Annotated in this window: 22 protein-coding genes; 14 read left to right on the top strand and 8 right to left on the bottom strand. The window is 71.1% G+C overall.

The features are described 5' to 3' along the window. Positions 1–7: 7 nt before the first annotated feature. A complete protein-coding gene (locus ACZ4TO_RS00830; protein WP_385037250.1) occupies positions 8–976 on the bottom strand; it encodes an STM4015 family protein in 969 nt (322 codons plus the stop codon). Positions 977–1,310: 334 nt separating this feature from the next. On the opposite strand from ACZ4TO_RS00830, the gene ACZ4TO_RS00825 reads away from it, so the two are divergent. Both ACZ4TO_RS00825 and ACZ4TO_RS00820 read left to right on the top strand, forming a co-directional pair. Then, a complete protein-coding gene (locus ACZ4TO_RS00825; protein WP_382784445.1) occupies positions 1,311–1,637 on the top strand; it encodes a hypothetical protein in 327 nt (108 codons plus the stop codon). A gap of 40 nt (positions 1,638–1,677) precedes the next feature. Then, positions 1,678–2,706: a DUF6745 domain-containing protein gene (locus ACZ4TO_RS00820; RefSeq protein WP_385037254.1), complete on the top strand. Its 1,029-nt coding sequence runs from the start codon at positions 1,678–1,680 to the stop codon at positions 2,704–2,706. Between the two features lie 34 nt (positions 2,707–2,740). Here the strand turns inward: ACZ4TO_RS00820 and ACZ4TO_RS00815 are convergent, their stop codons facing one another. Then, positions 2,741–3,541, bottom strand: a complete 801-nt coding sequence (locus tag ACZ4TO_RS00815; protein ID WP_385037258.1) for a class I SAM-dependent methyltransferase — start codon at positions 3,539–3,541, stop codon at positions 2,741–2,743. Between the two features lie 352 nt (positions 3,542–3,893). Here ACZ4TO_RS00815 and ACZ4TO_RS00810 point away from each other — a divergent pair, with 352 nt between their 5' ends. Next, positions 3,894–5,192 (top strand): phosphatase PAP2 family protein, encoded by a 1,299-nt coding sequence (locus ACZ4TO_RS00810; protein WP_385037260.1) that lies wholly within the window; start codon positions 3,894–3,896, stop codon positions 5,190–5,192. Positions 5,193–5,352: 160 nt separating this feature from the next. Beyond that, positions 5,353–6,177 carry an SDR family oxidoreductase gene (locus ACZ4TO_RS00805; protein WP_382784456.1) on the top strand — a complete coding sequence of 275 codons (825 nt, stop codon included), beginning with the start codon at positions 5,353–5,355 and terminating at the stop codon, positions 6,175–6,177. Between the two features lie 145 nt (positions 6,178–6,322). Here the strand turns inward: ACZ4TO_RS00805 and ACZ4TO_RS00800 are convergent, their stop codons facing one another. Beyond that, positions 6,323–6,673, bottom strand: a complete 351-nt coding sequence (locus ACZ4TO_RS00800) for a PRC-barrel domain containing protein (protein ID WP_385037264.1) — start codon at positions 6,671–6,673, stop codon at positions 6,323–6,325. A 171-nt stretch (positions 6,674–6,844) separates the two neighbouring features. Between ACZ4TO_RS00800 and ACZ4TO_RS00795 the strand changes: the two genes are divergently transcribed. Then, on the top strand, positions 6,845–7,912 hold the full coding sequence (locus tag ACZ4TO_RS00795; protein ID WP_385037267.1) for a hypothetical protein: 1,068 nt from the start codon (positions 6,845–6,847) through the stop codon (positions 7,910–7,912). Positions 7,913–7,921: 9 nt separating this feature from the next. Here the strand turns inward: ACZ4TO_RS00795 and ACZ4TO_RS00790 are convergent, their stop codons facing one another. The 3 genes from ACZ4TO_RS00790 to ACZ4TO_RS00780 all read right to left on the bottom strand — a co-directional run bounded on the left by ACZ4TO_RS00790 (position 7,922) and on the right by ACZ4TO_RS00780 (position 9,960). Next, positions 7,922–8,638: a tetratricopeptide repeat protein gene (locus ACZ4TO_RS00790; RefSeq protein WP_467849037.1), complete on the bottom strand. Its 717-nt coding sequence runs from the start codon at positions 8,636–8,638 to the stop codon at positions 7,922–7,924. Positions 8,639–8,822: 184 nt separating this feature from the next. After that, positions 8,823–9,293 (bottom strand): hypothetical protein, encoded by a 471-nt coding sequence (locus ACZ4TO_RS00785; protein ID WP_468023001.1) that lies wholly within the window; start codon positions 9,291–9,293, stop codon positions 8,823–8,825. Between the two features lie 4 nt (positions 9,294–9,297). Beyond that, the gene (locus ACZ4TO_RS00780; RefSeq protein WP_468023000.1) at positions 9,298–9,960 is read right to left on the bottom strand and encodes a DUF4328 domain-containing protein; all 663 of its coding nucleotides are present in this window, start codon (positions 9,958–9,960) and stop codon (positions 9,298–9,300) included. Between the two features lie 213 nt (positions 9,961–10,173). Here ACZ4TO_RS00780 and ACZ4TO_RS00775 point away from each other — a divergent pair, with 213 nt between their 5' ends. The 7 genes from ACZ4TO_RS00775 (at position 10,174) to ACZ4TO_RS00745 (ending at position 17,189) form a co-directional block, all read left to right on the top strand. After that, the gene (locus ACZ4TO_RS00775; RefSeq protein WP_468022999.1) at positions 10,174–10,905 is read left to right on the top strand and encodes a hypothetical protein; all 732 of its coding nucleotides are present in this window, start codon (positions 10,174–10,176) and stop codon (positions 10,903–10,905) included. A 251-nt stretch (positions 10,906–11,156) separates the two neighbouring features. Continuing rightward, entirely contained in the window at positions 11,157–11,786 is a 630-nt protein-coding gene (locus ACZ4TO_RS00770) for a class I SAM-dependent methyltransferase (RefSeq protein ID WP_468022998.1), read from the top strand. 247 nt (positions 11,787–12,033) lie between these two features. Further along, a complete protein-coding gene (locus ACZ4TO_RS00765; protein ID WP_468022997.1) occupies positions 12,034–13,050 on the top strand; it encodes a GlxA family transcriptional regulator in 1,017 nt (338 codons plus the stop codon). Further along, positions 13,047–14,933 carry a thiamine pyrophosphate-binding protein gene (locus ACZ4TO_RS00760; protein WP_468022996.1) on the top strand — a complete coding sequence of 629 codons (1,887 nt, stop codon included), beginning with the start codon at positions 13,047–13,049 and terminating at the stop codon, positions 14,931–14,933. The genes ACZ4TO_RS00765 and ACZ4TO_RS00760 overlap by 4 nt, the downstream gene beginning before the upstream one ends. Then, positions 14,905–15,558: an SRPBCC family protein gene (locus tag ACZ4TO_RS00755; RefSeq protein ID WP_382784507.1), complete on the top strand. Its 654-nt coding sequence runs from the start codon at positions 14,905–14,907 to the stop codon at positions 15,556–15,558. The genes ACZ4TO_RS00760 and ACZ4TO_RS00755 overlap by 29 nt, the downstream gene beginning before the upstream one ends. Beyond that, on the top strand, positions 15,555–16,574 hold the full coding sequence (locus ACZ4TO_RS00750; protein ID WP_468022995.1) for a 3-oxoacyl-ACP synthase III family protein: 1,020 nt from the start codon (positions 15,555–15,557) through the stop codon (positions 16,572–16,574). Before ACZ4TO_RS00755 ends, ACZ4TO_RS00750 begins: the two co-directional genes overlap by 4 nt. Before the next feature lie 297 nt (positions 16,575–16,871). After that, positions 16,872–17,189, top strand: coding sequence for a hypothetical protein (locus ACZ4TO_RS00745; protein WP_468022994.1), 318 nt, complete (start codon positions 16,872–16,874; stop codon positions 17,187–17,189). Between the two features lie 31 nt (positions 17,190–17,220). Here the strand turns inward: ACZ4TO_RS00745 and ACZ4TO_RS00740 are convergent, their stop codons facing one another. Continuing rightward, positions 17,221–18,723, bottom strand: a complete 1,503-nt coding sequence (locus ACZ4TO_RS00740; RefSeq protein ID WP_468022993.1) for a multicopper oxidase family protein — start codon at positions 18,721–18,723, stop codon at positions 17,221–17,223. A 197-nt stretch (positions 18,724–18,920) separates the two neighbouring features. Then, complete coding sequence (locus ACZ4TO_RS00735) at positions 18,921–19,808, bottom strand: GNAT family N-acetyltransferase (protein ID WP_468022992.1); 888 nt, start codon at positions 19,806–19,808, stop codon at positions 18,921–18,923. Positions 19,809–19,919: 111 nt separating this feature from the next. On the opposite strand from ACZ4TO_RS00735, the gene ACZ4TO_RS00730 reads away from it, so the two are divergent. Together ACZ4TO_RS00730 and ACZ4TO_RS00725 are read left to right on the top strand one after the other, a co-directional pair. Further along, positions 19,920–20,462, top strand: a complete 543-nt coding sequence (locus tag ACZ4TO_RS00730) for a GNAT family N-acetyltransferase (RefSeq protein ID WP_468022991.1) — start codon at positions 19,920–19,922, stop codon at positions 20,460–20,462. Between the two features lie 159 nt (positions 20,463–20,621). Further along, positions 20,622–22,211, top strand: a complete 1,590-nt coding sequence (locus tag ACZ4TO_RS00725) for an outer membrane protein assembly factor BamB family protein (RefSeq protein ID WP_468022990.1) — start codon at positions 20,622–20,624, stop codon at positions 22,209–22,211. Positions 22,212–22,222 lie beyond the last annotated feature (11 nt).

Genomic DNA, 22,222 nt, shown 5'->3' with positions numbered 1-22,222 from the left:
GTCGGCGCTACTCGCCCACCGCGACGAAACGCCAGACCGTGCCGTCCTCCTCCTCGTCGGACTCCGCGTCGTCCTGGTCGGCGCGCACCTCGACACCGGCCGGCTCCAGCGTCTCCAGCAGGCGCGTCCGCACCGCCGCGCTGAGGTAGTTGTGGTGGAGGTCGAGCACCTTGAGGTGGGTCAGCGGCTGGCCCGAGAGCAGGGCCGTCGCGCCGTCGTCGGTGAGGACACCCATGGAGACGTCCAGGTGCTCCAGGCGTGCGACGACCGGCGCCGAGGCCAGCGCCGTGCAGATGGCGTCCTGGATCTCGCTGTTGCGCAGGGCCAGCCGGACCAGGCCGGGCAGACGGCTGCCCGCGAAGAACGGTTCCAGGTCGGCGACATCGGCGTCACCGCCGTACTCGGAGGTGCCGAGCCACAGGTCCAGCGCGGTCAGCGAGGGCAGGTCGCTGGCGGCGATGCCGCGCACGGCTTCGGCGGGCAGGCCACCGCTCTCGACGGTCAGGGTGCGCAGCCGCTCGTGCTTCACGGCCGGGAAGACCAGGCCGTTGCCACCGCGGACGCCGAACTCGACCAGGGAGGGGAAGGCCTCCAGAAGGGGCGACACGTCACCCTGGACGATCCAGGAGATCTCGCACTCCTCCATCACGATGTCGGCGAGGAACAGCGCCCGCAGCGCGGGCAGCCGGTCGCGCGCGGCCACCAGGGCCTCGATCACCGCGTGCGGAGAGGTGTCGTAGACATCGCTCCACGCTCCGACGATCAGCGCCCGCACCTGCTCCGTGTCCACGGCGGCCAGGAAACGCGCGAACGCGCCCTCCCACTCCTCCTCGCTGTCGTAGGCGTCCACGGCGATGCGCCAGGCGACGCTCTCGGGCGCGGGAAGCGAGGTGGCCCGGGGCGACTTGTCGTCGGCGCCGGGGAAGGTGAAGGCCGGCAGGCCGTGGAATTCCTCGAGATGGCTGTTGATGGTCATGCGCGCCCGCTCCTTCGTGCTGATTCCGCTGGACCGACGGTCGTGGTGCCGAGTCCGGAGCGCGCGGTCCGCACCCAGACAGACGAGTTGTACCAAGCCTCACTGACATCACGGCGAACAGGGTCGGCACCTGTGGACAAGACGCGGAAGAGACGCAGGAGAGCGGTCGGCGGGCGCACCGCCGCGACCTGTCCCGATCGAGTGCCACGTACGGCTCCGCGGGGAATGACGCCTGGTCACCGGGGGTGTGCGGCAGGCCCGGAGGCCGATTGTCAGTGGTCGCCCCTACGGTTTTTCCCAGGGCACACGCCGTGCCGTGCGGGGAGGGAGACCCATGTTCCGCCAAGGAGATGTGCTGATCGTGCCGTTGGACGAGAAGGCGGTGCCGGACCACGCCCTCGACGCGGCGTCCGAGCCCCGCGACGGCCGCGGACGACTCGTGCTGGCCCTCGGTGAGGTCACCGGGCACGCCCACGCCGTGGTCGGTCCGGGCCGGCTCATACGGGACGGCGGGGTGTTCGGCCCGATGCTCCTGCACGTTCCGGACGGGGCGCGGGTCGTGCACGAGGAGCACGCGGCGATCTCGCTGCACAAGGGCTGGTATCGAGTGATCCGTCAGCGTGAGTACGTGCCGGGTTCGGTGCGGATCGTCGCCGACTGACGCGTCCGCCGACGGTCCAGGACATTCGGAGAGGAACGGTGTGATGGAACAGGGCAGTTGGCGTGTCACCGCGACCCGGACGGGGGAGGGCGACCGGGCCGCGGCCGAGGCGGGCGTCCGGCTCGCCTATCGCAAGGCCGGGCTGGACGAGCCCGAGCGCGTCGTCTGGGCGCGGTCACCGCACGAGGCCGTACGCATGCTCATGGGCACGGCGCCCGTCGAGGGCGGGGCGCTGGGGGACACCGGCCCCAGCGTGCGGAGTGCCGTCGTCGCGGGACCCTGGGCGGCGGAGCGGGCGCTGACGCACGAACGGCTGGGACCGGAGGGATGGAGCGGACACTGGCGGGCCACGGGCGCGGCGCTGTGGGAGTCCGCCCGCACACTGGCCGAGCGGGTGCGTGCGGGCATCGTCGAGGACCTCGGCACCGACCGGCACCAGGAGAGCCGGGTGCGGCTGCTGCTCCTGGACGCGACGCTCGGCCAGCACGACGCGGCCTGGCTGTCTGCTTTCGACCCGGACGAGACGAGCGCCCTGGCCGGGGTCGCCGCGGTGGCGCGGGAGGCCGGCTGGTGGTGGCCGTACGAGAAGGTGGCGGTCGTCAGCGAGCGGCCGCTGAGCCTGCACCGCGACGAGGCGGGGCGTCTGGACCGGGGGGACGGTCCGGCGCTGCGTTACGCGGACGGCTTCGAGTTGTACGCCTGGCGTGGGATGCCGGTCCCCGGCACGTTCCTCGACGAGCTCACCGCGCTGACGCCCGAGCGGATACGCGACGAGGAGAACGCCGAGCTGCGCCGGGTGATGCTGGAGTACTACGGCTACGACCGGTACTTGGAGGAGTCGGGGGCGGTTCCCGTGCACCGTGACGAGACGGGTGTGCTGTGGCGGGTCGAGCTGGTCGGGGACGAGGACGTGGTCATGGTCGAGGTCGTGAACTCGACCCCCGAGCCGGACGGTACGCACCGTACGTACTGGCTGCGCGTCCCGCCCACGACCCGTACGGCCCGTGAGGGAGTGGCGTGGACGTTCGGCCTCGCCGCCGAGGCGTACGAGCCGTCCCAGCAGACGTGAGGACGACCGTCGTCCGGGCGGGGGCCCGCGGGGCTCAGGGGCGCCGGCCCCAGGCGAGCATCATGCCGGGGCCGAGTTCCGCGAGCCGGGGTGAGGCCAGGTAGGCCACCGCCTCGTCGATGACGGCGGAGTCGACGCGTCCGGTTTCCTCGAGGGCGGGGCGCATCCGGTTCCAGGTCTCCGACCAGAAGCGGGCCAGCGGGCCGTCCGCGACCAGCGGCGGGCAGATCAGTTCGGCGCCCACGTCCTGGAGTCCTTCCTCTCTCAGGACGTGGGGATACGCCGGGATGTCGGAGGTGTCGGTGCCGATGGTCGTCCGCAGGGCCTGCCACATGGCGTCCATGGTCCGCCGGTAGGCCGACGAGGAGTCGAGTGGATTCGGCACCTCCACGGCATCTCCGAGTACCAGCCAGCCGCCCGGGTTCAGCCATCGGGCGAGACGGGAGACGAGTTGACGGCGTTCAGGCAGGTGCATGAGGACGAACCGGGCGTGGATCAGGTCGAAGCCGCCCAGGTCCAGGTTCTCGTCCCGGAGGTCGGCAGTGACCAATCGCACGCGCGGGCCCGCGAGGGCTTCCAGGGCGCCCGTGTCCCTGTCCAGCGCGACCACCTCGGCGGCTCCCGCCTCCTCCAGCAGCCAGCGGACCACGGTTCCGGTCCCGGCCCCCACCTCCAGACAGCGGCGGCCCGGTCCGGAGCCCAGCGCGCGCAGACGGCCTGTCGTGACAGGGTCGTAGACCAGCGCCGCATCGTCGATGCGCTCGGTTTCCAGGGGGTGTTCGGGCTCGAACAGATCTTCTCCGTACTGGCCGCCGGAGCCGGTGGAGCCGGTCACGGCCGGCTCCACGGCCTCGGTCCCGCGACGGGTCTCGTGTCTGTCCGCGCCATGAAAGCCCCTGAGCGTCGAAGAGCGGTTTACAGGCAGGGTGGCAGCTTCCGGTCGCCTCGGCAGATCGTCGGGCACAGGATCCGCCGACCTTTGCACCTGCTGTGACCCTTGAAACCCACCTGTAACGCTCATAGCATGATCGAACTCACGACGATTGCCCTGATCGTCCGTCCTTCACTAGAAGAACACGCTGTCTAGCGCGAAGGGTGAGCCGGATGACCAACACCTAAACAAATCGGCCGAACAGTTGATATCTATAGCATCCCGAGTAATTTCACGAATAAACAACATAATTGAATTGGATGAGCGGCGTCGGCGACGGGTGATTCTGTGGGCCGTCGCAGGTGTGGTGACCTTCGGCTTCCTCGTCGCGATGGAGATCGTCGCGCGTCACTACGGCATGCCGGGGCCGATGACCAACCAGGCCCGAGAGGTGATATTCACTCCCACCTCGGGCCCCCTGCTGTACGCCGGCCTGGCCTTGATGATGGTCGTCCTCCCGTGGCGGCAACGGTTCATCTCGCTGGGAATCGCCGCCGGTATCGACGTCGTCTTCTTCCTGGTGCGCTGGGTGGTCGACGCCAAGATGATGTTCGGCAACGGCGCATTGTGGGTCATTCTGGGCTACGCGTTCATCGCCGTCACCCGTCGCACGGGCAAGGAACGCGTCCTGCTCCTGAAAGGCGTCGGCCTCGGCCTGCTCCTGGTGGCGGGTCACAAGACGGGCGACACCTGGCTGATGATCACGTCGGAGACGCGTCCGTCCGTGCTCGACGCCTACGTGGCCACGGCCGACCACGCGCTGGGCAACCCGTCCTGGGTGATGGGACGCTTCGTCGAGGCCACCGGCCCGATCGGCTACCACGCCCTGCATCTCGTCTACGGCCAGCTCCCGCTCGCGGCGGCCGTCTTCGCGCTCTACCAACTGCGCAACGTGGCCCGGGACCACCGCTTCCCGGCGCATCACCTGGTGCGCACGTTCCTCGCCATCGGCCTGGTCGGACCCATCGTCTACATGATCTTCCCGGTGGTCGGACCGGTGTTCGCCTACGGCGCCGAAGGCGGGCAGTGGGCGGCGGCCAACCTGTGGCCGCAGACCCCGCTGTCCACCGGCAGCCCGCAGCCCTTTCCCTTCGACGAGATAACCCCGCGCAACTGCATGCCCAGCCTTCACACGGCCTGGGCCACCACGCTCTTCATCCACACCCGCGAGGGCTCCCGGCTCCTGCGCAACGCCGGCACCTTCTGGCTGGTCGGCACGCTCACGGCGACGCTCGGATTCGGGTATCACTACGGCGCGGATCTCATCGCCGGCGTGGTGTTCGCGCTCACGGTCGAGGCGACCATGCGGGCGTTCGCCCGAGGATGGGACCGGGCGGGCGTCATGCTCGTCTCCTACGGCTCCGTGGTCTTCACCGTGCTCGTGGCGTCGTACCGCTATCTGCCGGTGGAGATGGCCCGGTATCCCTGGGTATTCGGACCGGCTCTCCTCCTGGCGATGGCGTCCGTGATCTACGGATATCTGCGGACCACCAGACTGTGGAATCCGCAGACCGCGCCCGTGCCGCAGCCGGAACCGCAACTCGTACAGGTGTGACCGCTCCGGCCCCCACCGGAGCGGCGGCCGGAGCCGGTGGGGACCGCGCCCGGGGCGGGCCGGATTTGCGCTGGAGCGCACTCGAAGGTGTTGGGTGGCAGGAGTGGCGCCGCGGTGACGTGGTGACCGAGCGGAAGACACGTTCCACGAGGAGCACTCCATGACACAGAAGATCTGGTTCATCACCGGCGCCTCCCGCGGCTTCGGGCGGGAGTGGGCGATCGCCGCGCTGGAGCGCGGCGACTCGGTGGCCGCGACGGCCCGCGACCTGTCCACGCTGGGCGATCTTCGAGAGACCTACGGAGAGCGGCTGCTGCCCCTGCAGCTCGACGTCACCGACCGCGACGCCGACTTCGCCGCCGTGCGGCAGGCGCACGAGCGGTTCGGACGGCTCGACGTGGTGGTCAACAACGCCGGCTACGGCCACTTCGGCATGATCGAGGAGATCACCGAAGACGAGGCCCGCGCGCAGTTGGAGACCAATCTCTTCGGGGCCCTGTGGGTCACCCAGGCGGCGCTGCCCTTCCTGCGCGAGCAGGGCAGCGGCCACATCCTGCAGGTCTCCTCCATCGGCGGGATCAGCGCCTTCCCGCTGGTCGGCATCTACCACGCCTCGAAATGGGCGCTCGAGGGGATGAGCCAGGCGCTGGCGCAGGAAGTGGCGCCGTTCGGCATCAAGGTCACCCTGATCGAGCCCGGCGGGTTCGCGACCGACTGGGCCGGTTCCTCGTCGAGCACGTCCGAGCAGCTTCCGGCGTACGCCGAGTTCCACAAGGAAGTACAGGAGCAGCGGCGCAAGCGCGTCGGCACCCCGGGCGATCCGCGCGCGTCCGCCGCGGCCGTGCTGGAGATCGTGGACGCCGAGGAGCCGCCGCTGCGCTGCTTCTTCGGTTCGGCGCCGCTGGGCATCGCGAAGGCGGACTACGAGAACCGCCTGGCGTCCTGGGAGAAGTGGCAGTCGGTGGCCGAGCTGGCCCAGGGCTGAGCGCCGGTGGCGGAGCCGGGTCACGGCTGAAGGCCGACGGGACCTCGCTGCGAGGTGAGCGTCGGCGGTCCGCGAGGGATTCGGTGCCTGGCCCGCCGGCGCGACGGTGGGTCAGGCGGGATGGTGGGTCAGGCACGACGGTGGGTCAGGCGCGATGGCTCAGGTAATAGCCGCCGACCTGTTCGTGGTAGTCGGCATCGCCGACGTGCCTGGCCCGGTCGAACTCGGGGGATTCCCTGATCTGCTCCTGCGTGAGCGCGACGTAGATCTTCCGCTCGTCCCGGTCGACCCGCCGCACCGTGCCCGCGGGCAGCAGCACATGCCTGCCGAAGATCCATACGCCGATGTCGACGACGAGATACGACGAGCCGACGTCGTCCGCGTGCTTGTCGACCTTGCCGATGGCGCCGTCGACGGCCTCGACCTTGAACCCGACCAGATCCGTGCCCGTGACGTGCCCGGCGGCCGGGTCGTAGCCCCAGATGCTGTCAGTCATGAACGGCTCCCTCATCGAGAATCCGCGCTCGTCCGCGGCGGAACCAGGGAGTCGCGCAGGCCTCATCCACGTTAGACGAAGCCCGCGCGCGCTGCCGGATGCCGCCTCCCCCGATGCTCCCGGGGGCCTCCCGGACGTCCCGTGCCGACCGTGGCCGGTACGGTTCGCGCCGTGGACAGGAACGGGTGGGAGCGGCGGCACCGGATCGCCTACGGCTGCGGGGCGTGGGAGCGTGCCGCTCACCAGGCGCGCCTGCTGGTCGCCTGGTACGACGAGCGCGACGGCGGCCTCGGACCAGGGGTGGCCCCACGGTTCTCCGCGGGCCCCGGCGCGCGGGTGAAATGGCCGTGGGGGAACGCCAGGCACAACACGCTCGGGCTGCTGTTCTGGCGGGCGGCCCACGACGCGGGGATTCCGGTCGACCAAGTCCTCCTGTCCGACGCCGTGAGCTACTGCGCCCAGGGAGCGGAGCCGTTGGACGCGGGGCCGGTGCCCGACGCGGCCCTCAAGACGGGGATCGGCGTCGGCAGCGCGGAGTCGGTGGCCGCGATCAGGCACGTACTGCAGGCGCATGCCGAGGCGGACCTCCCGCGGCCGCGTCCCGCCGGGGTGCGGCTGACGCTCGGCTACCGCGTCCGGGAGTTGCGCGCGACGCCGGACTGGGATCTCGGTGACTGGCCCGCCGCCCTCGCGGAGGCTCGCCGGGCGATGGGGCAGGCGGACGACCTGCGGGAGCGGGGGACTTGGCGGCCCACCGACCGGGAACGGTCCGTCGGCGGACGTCTCGGCCAGGACCTGGAACGATCGCTCCGCACACCGGCCGCTTCCGGTCACCCCGCACCGCGTTGGCTGGAGAGGGCATCGCGCCTGGCCGCCACGGGCACCGCACTGTCCGCCGCTGCGGGCGCACTGCTCGGGAACGCGCGGGAGGATACGAGGCCGGACGCTACGAGGCCGGACGCTACGAGGCGGAACGACGCCGGCTCGGACTCTGCGGGGTGGGACGACGCGGCCCCCCTGGTGAAGGTCCTCGGCACCGCGACCGACGCGTGCGCCCGACTGGCAGCGAGCACCGAGGAGATCGGGCGCCTGTGGGAGGCGGAGGAGCCGCCCGAGCCCCCGGACCGGTCCTCCTGGGAGCTGGCCCACATACCGGGCGCGCTCCTGGAGCAGACCGGGGAGACGGAGGACCTGATACGGGCGCTGGCCGCCTTCTTGTGGGTCCTTGCCGTCCACTGACCGGGAACGTCAGTAGAAGTCGCTCCGCCGCTGCGTGGGGTTGACGATGTCACGCCGCTGCTGCGCCAGGCGGGCCGCCCTCAGGGCCCCTATCTCCCGCAGGTGCGCCTGGCTCTGAAGCGTCATCATCGACCCCAGGGCGTGGCGCGCGGTCATCGGGTTGTCCACACAGGACTGGTACATCACCGCGGCGCGTTCGTTGTCCTGATAGAGGGTGCGGTAGATCTCCGCGGCGCGGTACTGGCCGTAGGGGTGGTTGCGCGTGGCGGCCGCGAGGAACTGCTCGAGGGCGTGTTCCGCCGGGGTCCGGCTGACCGGGATCAGTCGTTCCAGGTACAGCTCACCCAGGACGAGCATCGCCTCGGGCTCGCCCAGGTCGGCCGACCTGCCGTACCACCGGGCCGCCTCGTCCAGCGACTCGACGATGCCCGCTTGCGGACAGCCGTGGTGGTACAGCGAGGCGAGGTAGAAGGCCGCGCGCGGAGAACCGCTGCTGTGCCGCAGCCGTGGCACCGCGCTCGCGTACCGCCCCTGTATGTAGTCGATGTGCCCCAGCAGTTCGATCGCGGCGCTGTGGCCGGTGGACGCCGCGGTTTCGAGGAAGTGGACTTCCGCACCCGGGTGCTGCCCGCTGTTCCAGCAGTGCAGGCCGATCCGGTAGTACTCCTCGGCACTGGTCGGCTCGTGGCCGTCCACGGTGAAGTTGGTCCCCTGCCACTGCACCATGTCGCTGCCTTTCGCGTCGTGGCCTCAACAGATGGTAAGGCTCGTCGACCGGCACAAGGGGCGCGTACGCCCAGGGCTCCGCTCCCGATCGGGATCCTGACGTCCTGCGCTGGGCGAGGACCAGTTCACCGGCCGGGCCGCGGGCGGAGGCGCGGACCAGAGGTCGCCGACTCAAGTCTCGTCGTCACACGGACTCTCCATCACCCTGATCCGATGCTCGGACAGCGACCTCCACCGCGGTCGGAGCGGGCTCGTGCTGTGGTTCGCGTGCCGGAGGGACGCGTGCGGCCACGGCGTCGAAGAACCGCCAGCCGTCGACCTGGCCGGCGCGTCCGAAGCGCTCACCGGACGCAAGAGCCTCCTCGATCAACTCCCGTACGGCCGCGGGCCGGTGGAGGTTGAGATAGCCACCGCCCACCCGGCTGACGCCACCCTCGTGAGCCCCCCAGCCCCCGCCGCCCACCACGCGGCCCGGGCCCGAGTCGAAGACGATACGGATCACGCCGGGCGAGCCCTCGCGCGTCAGTACAAGGGCCTCCTGGCAGGAGCGGCCGGTCGCGCCGTCGGTGTCGGGGTCCGGCACATGGCGATGGCCGACCCACCACCGGAACCGCTCGGAGCCGATGACCAAGTGCCGAAGCCGACGACGTCCCATGCCGTCACGTTACCAACGCGCGCCGGTCCGACACGGCGTTCCTCAGCCGCCCGCTGAGCTGCCAGACCACGCATATGGACAGCGCCGCGGCGCACAGGTACAGCCCATCGCTCACCATCACCCTCTCCACCACCCGGCCGGACTGAGCCGCGGTGTCCGCCTTCTTCATGGTGGACAGGGCCCGGTCGCCCGCCGCGCCCGCGGCGAGGAACGACAGCCACCAGACGGCGAGGAGTGGATGGCCGCGCCGACGCAGGGGGCCGGGTTCGGCGGCCGCCCACAGGTCGTTGACGATCATCTTGGGGACGAACAGGTCGGCCACCGGAAGCACCCAGCCGAAGAACAGCCACGCGCGGCGGCGGCGCTGTCCCTCGGGCCAGAGCCGCTCCGCGAGGTCCCGCATCCCGCTCATCCATACCGTGAGGACGACCAGGGCTGCGAGGGTCGTGGCCTGCCACCAGCCCAGCAGGTTCCCGAACCATATGTCGGCGTCGATCAGAGGCAGGGCCTCACTGCCGTCGGGCGTGGGCGGCAGCGGTGGTGCCAGCAGGACCTGGTGTTTGTGCCAGGCGGCCAGGCCGGTCGCGACGGTCAACAGGGCGTGCGCGCCGAGCACGGCGCAGGTCCACAGGGCCAGACCGCCCAGCGATTTCACTGTCCTCTTCACGACGCACCTCCGCGAGCCCCTGTTCGGACTTTCCGCAGGTCGGCGCGCGATCCTAACCCACGCGCGAGCGCGCCGGGCCTCCCATCGACGCCCCCACCAGTGGCCGGACTCGGTGGTGCTGTCGTGCATTCCGGCAACACGTGTGTTCTCAGGGGCGATGGGGAAGGTCTGGGACGAGATGTCAGTCGATGGTTCAACAATCCGGGGGGATTTGTGACGCTCATTCGTCGTGCCGTCGCGGCCGCTGCCGCCGCCTCTGTCGTGATCGTGGTGTCGTCGGCGGACTTCGCGCTGGCCAGGGACGTGCAGCGTTCGTACATAGCCGAGGACGGCACGATCCAGGGATGCGTGAACGCGAAGGGCCGGCTTCGTCTCGTCGATCCGGACTCCGCCTGCCGCGCCGGCGAGGACTCCGTCACCTGGAACCGCACCGGCCCCCAGGGGCCCGCCGGCCCCCAGGGCGATCAGGGCGGCCAGGGGGCCGAGGGCGCTGCCGGGGAGCAAGGGGTCCAGGGAGAGAAGGGTGAGAAGGGAGACCCGGGGACTCAGGGAGAGAAGGGGGACAGTGGGCCTCAAGGGGAAAAGGGGGAGGCCGGGGCCAAGGGGGAGCCCGGCGACAAGGGAGACAAGGGCGACAAGGGGGACGCCGGGGCTCAAGGGCCCGCGGGGGCGGACGGGGTCGCCGGGGCGCACGTGGTCACCGCGACGAAGGCCGTCGCCGAGCTGGACCTGGTCGACGTCGAGGCGCGGTGCCCGGCCGGTGAGATCGCCACCGGTGGCGGCTGGTACATGCCCGGCGGCACCGCCATGTCGAACGGGCCTGCACTGCACTCCAACCCGATCGTCTCCGGAACCACACCCGTCGGCTGGACCGCCGGCTTCCTGAACGGCGGCGGCAACACGTACACCGCCGCCGTGTACGCGATCTGCGCCAAGTCCGGCTGACCCTGGCCTCGGCCGGGAATCGGCGAGGGGCCCCGTGGCGTACCGGAGCCCCTCGCCCTCTCGTCCGCGACGGCGGGGCCCATGGGCCGGCGGACCAGTTCTCGTACGTCCTCGGAACGACATCCGGTACGAGCTGTTCGGCCCGGACCTCCGGCAGCCGGGCCTCGACCGGCGTAGGCGTCCGGGACGCGCGCGGCCATGAGCGTCGCCCGACAACTGCCTTGAGTGGAAAGGCTGTTAGCTTCCTCCCCGTGACGGATCACCAGGATGAGACCAGGATCGCCTACGACGGGGTCGTCGAGCTCTACGCGTCGATGTTCGCCGACCGGATGGAGTCGCGACCGTTCGCGCGGGCCATGCTCGGTGCCTTCGCCGATCTGGTGCGCGAGACGGGAAATCTGCGCACCGCCGACGTCGGATGCGGACCCGGCCATCTGACCTCCATGCTGCACGAATCGGGCCTGGACGCCTCCGGGTTCGACCTTTCCCCGGCCATGGTCGAGCACGCCCGGCGGGCCCATCCGGAGCTGCGGTTCGACGAGGCGCGCATGGAGGCCCTGCCCGTCGAGGACGGCGCGCTCGGCGGGGTGCTGGCCCACTACTCGATGATCCACACCCCGCCCGGGGAGCTGCCCGCGCTCCTCGCCGAGCAGGTGCGTGTCCTGGCGCCAGGGGGCCTGCTCCTGGTCTCGTTCTTCGGCACCGAGGGTTCGGAGCCGATCCGCTTCGACCACAAGGTGACTCCCGCCTATAGCTGGCCTGTTGACCGGTTCGCCGAGCTGCTGACCGGAGCCGGGCTCGTCGTGGTCGCCGAGCTGCGCCACGATCCGGCCTCCGAACGGGGCTTCCTCGACGCCCACTTGCTGGCCCGCCGCCCCTGAACGGGCTTGTGTAACACCCCTTGGGGCGTGTCCTCGGGACCCCGATGCCCCGTCCTCCATGCCGCCTTGTGGGCCGGGCCGGCGTGGCTGTCCGGTGCCTGTGAGTTGCCTCACCCGTCGTCATCGTCGCCCGCATGCGAAGTGCCTGGCCAGCAGCCCGTAACTCCTCTCGGAGCACGGTCTGTTGGCCGGATGCGTCAGTTATCTGTCATTGCAGTCAGTCGGAGATCCGATACAGGCTGTGACCGTGGCAGAGCGACGTGTGGTTGTAGTGGTGTACGCGGGTGCCATGGCGCTGGACATCACCGGACCGATCGAGGTGTTCGACATCGCCAACCGGCTCCTGGACCCGGGGGGCGACCCGTACCGGATCGACCTGGTCTCCGCCGACGCGCCACTGGTGCGCACGAGTTCGGGTGTCAGCTTGGCGGCGATGCCCCTTGAGGCGGGGCAGGGCCCCATCGACACGCTTCTCGTGCCAGGGGGATGGAGTGTGGGCGAGGCGCTGCGCGACCAGGCGCTGATCTCGTGGATCGGCACGGCGGCGGCCCGGTCGCGCAGGGTCGCCTCCGTATGCGGCGGATCCTTTCTGCTCGCCGAGGCGGGCCTGCTGGACGGCAGACGCGCCACCACGCACTGGGCGTACAGCGAGACGATGGCCTGCCGCTATCCGGCGGTGACGGTGGACGCCGAGCCGATCTTCGTCTGGGACGGCCCCTTCGTCACCTCGGCGGGCGTGTCGACCGGGATCGACATGGCGCTCGCCCTGGTCGAGGCCGATCACGGAGCGGCCCTCGCCCTGGAGACGGCACGGTTCCTGGTGCTGTTCCTCAAACGGCACGGCGGGCAGTCCCAGTTCAGCGCGCTGCTGGACGCCCAGTTGGCGGACCATCCGCCGATCCGGACGGCGCAGGAGTGGATCCTGGAGAACCTCCACAACCCGTTACCCGTGGCCGAGATGGCCGAACGCGCCAACATGAGCCCGCGCAACTTCGCCCGGGTCTTCCGGCGCGAAGTGGGCACGACTCCCGGGCAGTACGTCCAGCGCACCCGGATCGCCCGCGCCCGCGAGCTGCTGGAGACGACCGATCTGCCGATCAGTCAGATAGCGGGCCGCTGCGGATTCGGTGCCCCCGAGACCTTCTTCCGGTCCTTCGGACGAACGCTGGGCGTCACCCCGAAGGAGTACCGGCACCGCTTCCAGGTCATCACGTCGTCCGGTCTCGTCGACCGGCCCCACGAGAGGGACGGGAGCCCCGTATGACACCCGTGGCAGACGTGCCCGAGGCCGGGACGGTACGCATGGTCGATCACTTGGCGGGCGAGCTCGCCCGGGCCGGGGTCACCCACATGTTCGGAGTCGGCGGCGCGAACATCGAGGACCTGTACGACGCCGTGCACCGTGGCGGAGTCGTGCGGGGTGTGGTCGCCAAGCACGAGTTCTCCGCCGTCACGATGGCCGACGGTTACGCCCGAACCACCCAACGCCTGGGGGTGGTTGCCGCCACCTCGGGCGGGGGCGCGATGAACCTGGTGCCGGGCCTCGCGGAGGCGTACGCGTCCAGGGTGCCGCTGCTCGCCCTGGTCGGCCAGCCGCCGACGGTCCAGGAGGGCGAGGGCGCCTTCCAGGACACCAGCGGCAAGGGCGGCTCGTTCGACGCGGCCGACGTCTTCAGCCCGATCTCCCGCTTCTGCGCCCGGGTCGAGGACCCGGACTCGATCGGGGAGCTGTTGGCGCGGGCGATGGCGGCGGCGCGGACGGAGCCGCGCGGGCCTGCGGTGCTGCTGCTGCCCAAGGACGTACAACAGGCACGGATCGCTTTGCCGGGCCAGGATGATCCGGCACCGGCACCGGCACCGGCACCGGCACCGGCACCGGCACCGGCACCGGCACCGGCACCGGCACCGGCATCGGAGGAGGCACCGGTACCGGCGGAGGCCACGTCGACAGGCGCCGCACCGGCCGAGGCCGCGCCCCCACCACCCGCGCCCTCGCCGGCCGCTGTCGCCGAGGTGACGGACATCCTTCGCGGCGCGAGCACCGTCCTTGTCATCGCCGGAGAGGGTGTCGCCGCGGCGGACGCCCGTGCGCAACTGTCCCGGCTGGCCCGGCACCTCGGTGCGTGGGTGGCCGTCACCCCGGACGCCAAGGACGTCTTCGACAACCGTGACCCGCGGTTCGCGGGTGTGGCGGGGGTGATGGGCCACGCCAACGTAGAACACTGTCTGCGGCGGGCCGATGTGTGCCTGCTGGTCGGCACCCGGCTGCCCCTCCTGGCACGCGGCGGCCTGGAGCGGGCCCTCGCCACCACCGACGTCGTGTGCCTGGACTCCGAAGCGCCGTTCGTGCCGGGTACCGCGCTGGTCGGGGACCTGCGGGACGCCCTGCGCGCGGTGACCGAAGGGCTCGCGTCGAGCCCGCGCCCCTGCCCCCGGCACCCGGGCCCCCTCCCCGCACCCGCCGCGGGCCTTGACTTCCCGGCCGGCCACGGGCGGATCGTCCCCTTCTCCCAGGCCCTCGCCGCCGTTGAGGCGGCCCTGCCCGAGGACGCGCACGTCTTCGTCGACGCCGGCAACACCGGTGCCAGCGCGGTCCACCTCCTTCCGGCACCGCGCCACGGCCGTTTCGTCGTGGCGCTCGGGATGGGCGGCATGGGCTACACCTTCGGCGCTGGCATCGGTGCCGCGCTCGCCACCGGGCGGCGCACCTACGTACTCGCCGGCGACGGGGCCTTCTTCATGCACGGGGCGGAAGTGCACACCGCCGTGGAGCACTCCGCGCCCGTCACCTTCGTCGTCTTCAACAACAACGCCCACGCCATGTGCGCGCTGCGCGAGGAGTTCCTCCAGGGCGCAGTCCGAGACGACGACGTGTTCGGCGAAACCGACATCGCGGCCGGGATGGCCGCCGCGTTCCCGTCCCTCGACGTCACCGGCGCCGGGAGCGCGGCGCACCTGCGCGAGGCGCTGCTGCGGGGGAACACGGGCGCCGGGCCCGCCTTCGTGGCGCTGGACTGCGACCCGAAGGAGATCCCCCCGTTCCTGCCATTCCAGCCCTTCGCGCGAGCCACCGGCCATGCCGACCGTGCCGAACACGCCGACACCAAGGAGCAAGCAGATGAGCGACGTATCGTCCGCGCCGGCTGACATCCCGGGCCTGATGCGGATCGAGAACCCGGGCAGGGACGAACTGACCGCGCACTGCGTGGACTTGACCCACTCCGTCTACCCCCATCATCAGGTCTACGGGCAGTACTGCACCATCCACGAGTACGTCGACTGTCCGCCCGAACTGACCTACGACTACCTCCGCCAGGGCCACCACCTGGAGGAATGGACCTGCAGCCTGCGGGACTTCGAGCCCTCCGGCACACCCGGACTGTGGGTCGGACGCGACCGGCTGGAGGAGGACACCCGGATCTACTGCAGGATCGCCGCCAACCCCGAGGCCATGACCGTGGATTACCACTGTTCCTGGGACCAGGGCGACAAGCTGTGGATGATCTACCTGATGCGGGTCGTGCCGGCCCGACTCGTCCTCGACAGGCCGGGATCCGTGATCACCTGGACCAACTGCCGTCATCCCTACTACGACACGAACCCGCACCCCGAACTCGCCGCCCGCCCCGACCGGCCCTGGGTGGGCGACTACTGGGACCTCTTCTACGCGGGCCACACCGTGGAGATGAACAACCTCAAGGCGATCCTGGAGCATCGCCACCGGAACGGCCAGCCGGTGAGCGTGGCTCCCGCGAGGGCGGTGGCGTCGTGACCACGGTCAGCCTCACCGACGTCGCCGCCTACCTCCCGGGCGATCCGGTCCCCGCCGAGTACTACACCGAGTACCCGGGCGCGCAGGACAAGCTGCGCGGCCATCCCATGTTCAAGGTCCCGAGCTCACGGCACCACGTCGCCGCGGACGAGACCAACACGGACATGATCGAACGCGCCGTCCAGCCCCTGATCGAACGCCACGGCAGGGGCGAGATCCGGGATGTGGACGTACTCCTGGTGCACAGCCAGCTCCCGGACCTTCCGTTCGTCGGCGCGGGCACCGAAGTGGCGCGCCGGCTGGGGCTGAACCCGGAATGGCTCGTCGACGTGGCCAACGCGGGCTGCGCCTCCTTCGTGTACATGCTGAAGCTGGCCCGGCAGATCCTCACCACCACCGACGCGAGGACCGCGCTGATCTGCAACGCGCAGAGTGTCGCCGGGCAGTGTTTCACCCAGTCCGAGGTGCGTCGGCTCGCGCAGGCCGCGATCCCGGGCGACGGCTGCGGCGTGGGATGGGTGACCACGTCGGCCGGCGCCCCGGTCCTCGACGTGGAGACCCGGCACATCGGCGAGTACGCCGGCGACATGACCCTCGCGGTCGACGACGGACGCAAGTACTGGGAGCCGGGGGAGTCCCAGCTCCGGATCGGGTTCACCGACGCGAGCGTCGCCAAGGTGCTGGCACGCGGCAACCGGCTCGTCCCGGAGGTGATCACGGACCTGTGCCGACGGCTCGGCGTGGCGACCGCCGACATCGACGTCCTGGTCACCAACCAGCCGAACCGCACCTTCCTGCGCAACTGGGCGGAGGCGCTGGAACTGCCCGCCGAGCGGCACCTGAACACCTTCGACCGGTGCGGCAATCTGTTCGGTGCGGCGATCCCGGTCACCCTGGACCACGCGATCGCCTCGGGCCGGGTGAAGGACGGTGACCTCGTGGTGCTGGGCGGATTCGCCCACGCCGGCGACTTCGCCGGAGCCGCCGCCGTGCGCTGGTCCGGCGGGCGCCGGTGACCCGGTGGCGGCCGGCCGCGGCGGGAGGCGTTCATGGCCGGTGGCCGCGGGTGGCGGTGAGCTCGTAGCCGGTGGCCGCGCGGCCGGTGACCTCGTAGCCGGTGTCCGCGCAGGTGGGGGGACTTCGCGGTCGGTGGTCGCGCGGGGTTTCGTGGCAGCGGCGGCCATCGTCCCGTCGTACGAGGTGATCACCCGCCGATGACGCCGTCAGCGTGATGTTCGGCCGTGAACGCAACCGGAGGGGCCCTCGCGGAGATCTCGACAGGTGGTTCACAACCCATCGGTGAGGAGACAGAGATGACCCCCTGGAACAGTGAGACCCTCGGTTCCCGCGCCTTCGTCGACCCCTATGCCGTACAGACCCGTGACACCGCCGTGCCGGCTCAGGCGCGGTCCCGCGACGACGGCGACTTCCTGCTGGCGCCGCCCAACCCCGCCCACCGCCTCGGCTACACCCTCGACCCCCAGGACCAGCGGCGTCTGGCCCTGCACGCGACCCTCACGGCCGCCGGCATCCCTCCGATGCCCGAGGACCGTGCCGTGATCGAGCAGATCAGCTCCCTCCCGGCTGACGTCAACGAAGTCCTGCAGCGCTGGCTGCACCACACCCTGTGACGACAAGGCGAAGCCCGGCGATGTCCGGCTCTCAGGGCTCGACGTAGTGGACGGCCTGCATCATGCCGAGGTCCTCGTGGTGGAGCTGGTGGCAGTGGGCGATGGTGTGCCCGGTGAAGTCCTCGTATCTGACGAGGAAGGTGACCCGGTCGCCGGGTGTGCCGCCGTTCAGGCCGATGGTGTCGTGCCAGACGGGTGGATCGAGCCGTTCGCCGTTGCGGTGGGTCAGCAGGAACTGGTTGGTGTGCAGGTGGAAGGGGTGGCTGTGCGCGGGCACGGTCTCGTCGGTGCGGACGGTCCAGCGTTCGACGGTGCCCAGGGTCAGGGTGTGGTTGGTGTAGCCGGGGTCGAACAGGCCGTAGGCCGGGTCGCGTGTGAGGTCGCCGCCGGGGTGCGCGGCCGGGGTCGCATGGCTGCCCAGGATGCGGAAGGCGTTGGGGAAGGCTCCGGTGAACGCGCCCGCGTCCGTGTGGAACACGATCTCCCGGTCGGCGCCGGGGTCGGTGATGTCCCGCTCGTCGAGGAAGGGGCGGCCCGGCGGCAGCGAGACCGGCAGCGCCATCGGCGGTTCCACGGCTTCTCCGGCGACCACGATCGTCATCAGGGGCTCGGGCACCGCACGGTCGCGCAGCTCGTACCTGCCGGGCGCGCCGCCGCGGACCAGGACGTCGGCGCGGTTGCCCATGGACAGGTCCAGCAGGTCCCGGGCGACGGGTCCGGCGAACGTGACCCCGTCCTGCGCGATCTGGTGCATCGTCAGGGTCCCGCGGTCCCCGGTGACCTGGAGCCGCAGGGCGGTGAACGCGGTCGCGGCGACCAGCCGCCACCGCTGGACCTCGCCGGGGCGCAGGTGGAGCGTGGGGTTGACCGTGCCGTTGACGGTGAAGGTGGAGGGGATGCCGGTCATCCAGCCGCCCGAGGTGAAGGCGGGGACCTCGCCGTCCTTGAACTTGAGTTCGTTGACGCAGACGACGATGTCGGCGGCCGCCTTGATCTGGGGGATCTCGTCGACGTCGCCTTCGACGACGATCACTCCCGCCATGCCTCCGAGGATCTGCTCGGCGGTGGATCCGTGCAGGTGCGGGTGGTACCAGTAGGTTCCGGCCGGGTGGTCGGCCGGGACGTGGACGGTGGTCACATACCGCGGCTCGGGGGCTCCGGCGGCGGCCTCCTCGGCGGTGCGCGGCGCGAACTCGCGCAGCACGTTGTCGGCGTGGCCGGACGGGCGGACGTGCATTCCGTGAGTGTGCAGATTGAAGCTGTTGGCGTGGTGCGGCACGTTGTGACGGCCGCTGTGAGGCGTGTTGGGCGGCAGACCGTTGATGTGCGTCAGCCGTAGGACGTCCCCGCCGCGCACGCGCAGGGTCGGCCCCGGGATCGTCCCGTTGTAGGTCCGCGTGGTCACCGGTCCGTACCCGGGGATGGTGACGTCCGCGAACCGGACGTCGAGGGTCTGCTCCACGACCGACGGCGACGCCGAGCCGGGCACCGGCCGCGAGGAACAGACGGCCGGCTGCGGAAAGGCCGCTGTCACCCCCGTCACTGATGTCGTGCGCGGCCCTGCCGACGCCTCGTCCGTCGCTGCCGCGAGACCGGCGGCGGGGATGGCCTTGAGCACCGATCGACGGCTGATTCCACCATTTCGCCCCATGACCGGCCAATTTAGATCAACTCGACCAGATGCTCGGGCGGCACACACCGCGGTGACTTCTCCGGCCCTGGACGCGGGAGCTATGCCGCGGGGCTCTCCGACGTGTCGCGCTGGAAGTCGTACACGGCCCAGTCGGTGAGTTTGCGGTAACCGAGGCGCTGGTAGAGGGCGTTGCTCGTGGGGTTGGCCAGGTCCGCGAACAGCACCACGTCCTTCGCGCCCGCGGCGAGCGCGGCACGGCTCACCTCGGACGTCACGGCGCCCGCGTATCCGTGGCCTCGCTGGTCGGCCGGCGTGTAGACGATGTCCACCTGGATCTGGCCGCCGATTCGAGGGTTCATGCCCGCGACGGAGACCGGAGTGCCGTCCGGGGTCTCCCAGAGCGTGTACCGCTTGTCGGCGAAGCGGGTGTCGGCCCAGGTGTCGGCGCTGATGGACACCTTTTCCCCGACAGCCCGCGCGAATTCGCCGCACCAGAACATGGCCTGGTCGAGGTCCCGCTCGCCCAGGACGCGGCCGCGGCCCGCCGGCATCGGCTCCGGTGGGGTGAGGGTTCCGAGGCGGTAGAGGCGCAGCCGCGTCTCGCGCGCCATCGGGATCGCGCCGGTGTGCCGCTGCCAGGCTTCGGCGAAAAGGGCCGCCGTATGCTGGTCCGCGCTGACGTGGGGAACCGGGTCCCCCAAGGTGGCGAGGCGGCCGGCGAGCGCGTCCGCCTGCTCGGGCGTGAGCGGCGAAAGGCCGAAACCCCTGGGCGGAAGGCGATAGAACGTGGCGTGCACCTCGCCTCCCCGCTCCAGCACGCCGAACAGGGGCGCTCCGGCACCGAACGCGTCCGCGCCCCGCTTGCGGACTCTCTCGGCCCAGGTGAGCTGCATGATGTGCAGACCGGGCCGTGAGCGCAGGAAGTGTCCGGCGCGGTCGAGAAAGCCGTCGACGTCGTGGGTGAGGTGCCAGTCATCCGGTCGCATGGCTCATGATCCCAGGGCGGTGAGGATGCCCGTCGGCTTTCCGCCAGGAGGAGGCGTTCCGCGTCCCGGTTATCCTGACTCGTTCCGAACAGGCCAGGGAGGTCCCGCACCATGAGCAGCACCACGTCGTCGTTTCCCGAGCGGATCGAGCTCTCGGGGGAGGGGCTCGTCCTTCGTGACTGGATGGAGGCGGACCTGACGGCGATGCCGGAGCTGTTCGACCACCCCGACATCGCGTACTGGACGCCGATCGTCTCCCCCTTCGACGAGGCCGCCGCCCGGGCACGCCTGGACCGGGACCGGGAGATGCGCGCGCAGGGCACGGCCGTCCTGCTCGCCATCACGGTCGACGGCGGGGCGCCGCTCGGCGAGGTGATGCTGCGGCGCGCCCCCGAGGGCATGGAGATCGGCTACGCGGTGGGTCCGGCGCACCGCGGCCAGGGCCTGGCGGTCCGGGCGGTGCGGGTGATGGCCGCGTACGCCTTCGAGCGGCAGGGTGCGGAGCAGGTGATCCTGGAACTGGAGGCCGAGAACGCCGCCAGCGTCGCCGTGGCCACGAAGGCGGGCTTCGAACTCCTCGACGTGCCGCTGATCACCGGCGAGGAGAAGGGCCGCCCCTTCTCCCTCCAGACGTGGGGCCTGAACCGCCCCTGACCGGACCGACGGGCCGCCTCACCGAGCGGCCGCCGGATATTCCGTGGTGCCCGGGGCGACCGGACGGGATCATGAACGACCGCCGTCCCGTATGAGGGGCGGCGGTCGTCCCGTATGAGGGGGGCGGTCGTTCACATCCGTCCCTTGGAGGCTTTCTGCATGACTGTTCCCCCGCTGATCCGACGTGTGCTGGGCGACGGGCCCTTCGCCGAGATGGGACTGCCGGGTCCGGCCGTCCTCGACGACCGTTCGCGCAGGGTCGCCGTGGCCGGTGACGTCGGGGCGCTTCAGTGGAGCGGCGCCGGGACGGCGGACCAACGCTGGACCGGGCACCGGATCGGCGTCTACGACCGTGACACCCTGCGGTGCGAACACCTGGTGCGATCCGCCTACCCCGTTCACTCGCTCGCCTTCCACCCCGCGCTTCCGCTGCTGGCCGTCGGCACGGGCAGCTACGACGGGGGTTACGCGTTCGAAGGGGAACTCCTCCTGCTCCACCTGGAGTCCGGCACCGTGGTGTCCGCGCTCCCGTTCGCGCGGGAGGTGCTGGAGGTCGCCTGGCGCGGCGAGCGGGAACTGTGTCTGGTCCTGGCTCCCCTCCACGACGACGACAACCCGGACGCCCACGAGCAGGGACACACGGTCGTGATCTCCCGCGACGACTGGAGCGCGGTGGGGCGGAGGACCGTCGAACGGGAGGAACTCGTGGCGCCCGCGCGACCGGTCGCGCGGGCGGATCACCGGGCGGAGACGCGCCGCCTCCTGGCGGACCTCGCCGCGGCGGCCGGCCGGGAGTGGTCGCCCCGGCGACGGGTCTGGGCCGTGGAGAGCGGGAAGGACGGCCGTGTGCTGGCCACCCTGGACGGGGTCCTGGCGGAGTCGTGGCTCCCGACGGGCGAACGGGACTGGGCGGTCGAGGACGAGGAGGGCGGCCGCCAGTTGGTGCCCGCTTCCGACGGGGCGTCGGTGTGGACCAACGCCGAACGGCGCCTGGCCTGGAGGGGCGGACGCTGGGGGCGGGACGCGCCCCGGATCGCCCGCGTGGCGGTCGGCACCGGCGAGGTGCTGGAGACGCTGGGCCTGGACGGATCCGGGGTCCTCGTCGCCGGTGGCGGCAGGATGGTCGTGCGCCCGACGGACCGCGGGCGCAAGGGTCCGGAACGGCTGACGCTGCTGGACCTCGACGCTCGGGCGGAGGGCCCGGAGGTCGGCGGCTTCGATCTGATCAACCACGCGTTCCCGGTCAGGCACGCGAGCGGCCCGTACGTCCTGGTGGGCACCCGACCGGACGCGTCGTACAAGGACAAGTGGGTCGTGGCGGTGGGCGCGGACGGGACGGCGCGGCGGCTCTTCCCGCACTCCTGGGACCCTCGGGAGCACCACTTCGGCGGTCCGGCGGCCGAGATCGGGCGGTCCCTGGTGTACGCGGGCGCCGTCCACGACGGGGCCGGACTCCAGCCCGGTGGTGCCTATGTCGTACGACGGTCGCTCGACGGCGCGGTGAGGTGGCAGCACCGTATGGATCATCCGGCCACCGCGCTCGACGTCGACGAGGACACCGTCTACGTCGCCTGCAACTCGGGTGCTCTGACGGCACTGGACGCCGAGGGCGGCACGGTCCGATGGCGCACCGAACTCGAGATCGAGGACACCCCGACCACGGCGCTCTCGCTCGCCGTGACGCCGGACGGGCACCTGCTGATCGGGACCGTGGACGGCCGGATCCTGGAGTGCTCGGTCCGGCGGTGACGGTGTGGGAG

It is taken from the genome of Streptomyces sp. NPDC028298 (assembly GCF_055565895.1).
This window is presented reverse-complemented; position numbering and strand designations above follow the sequence as displayed.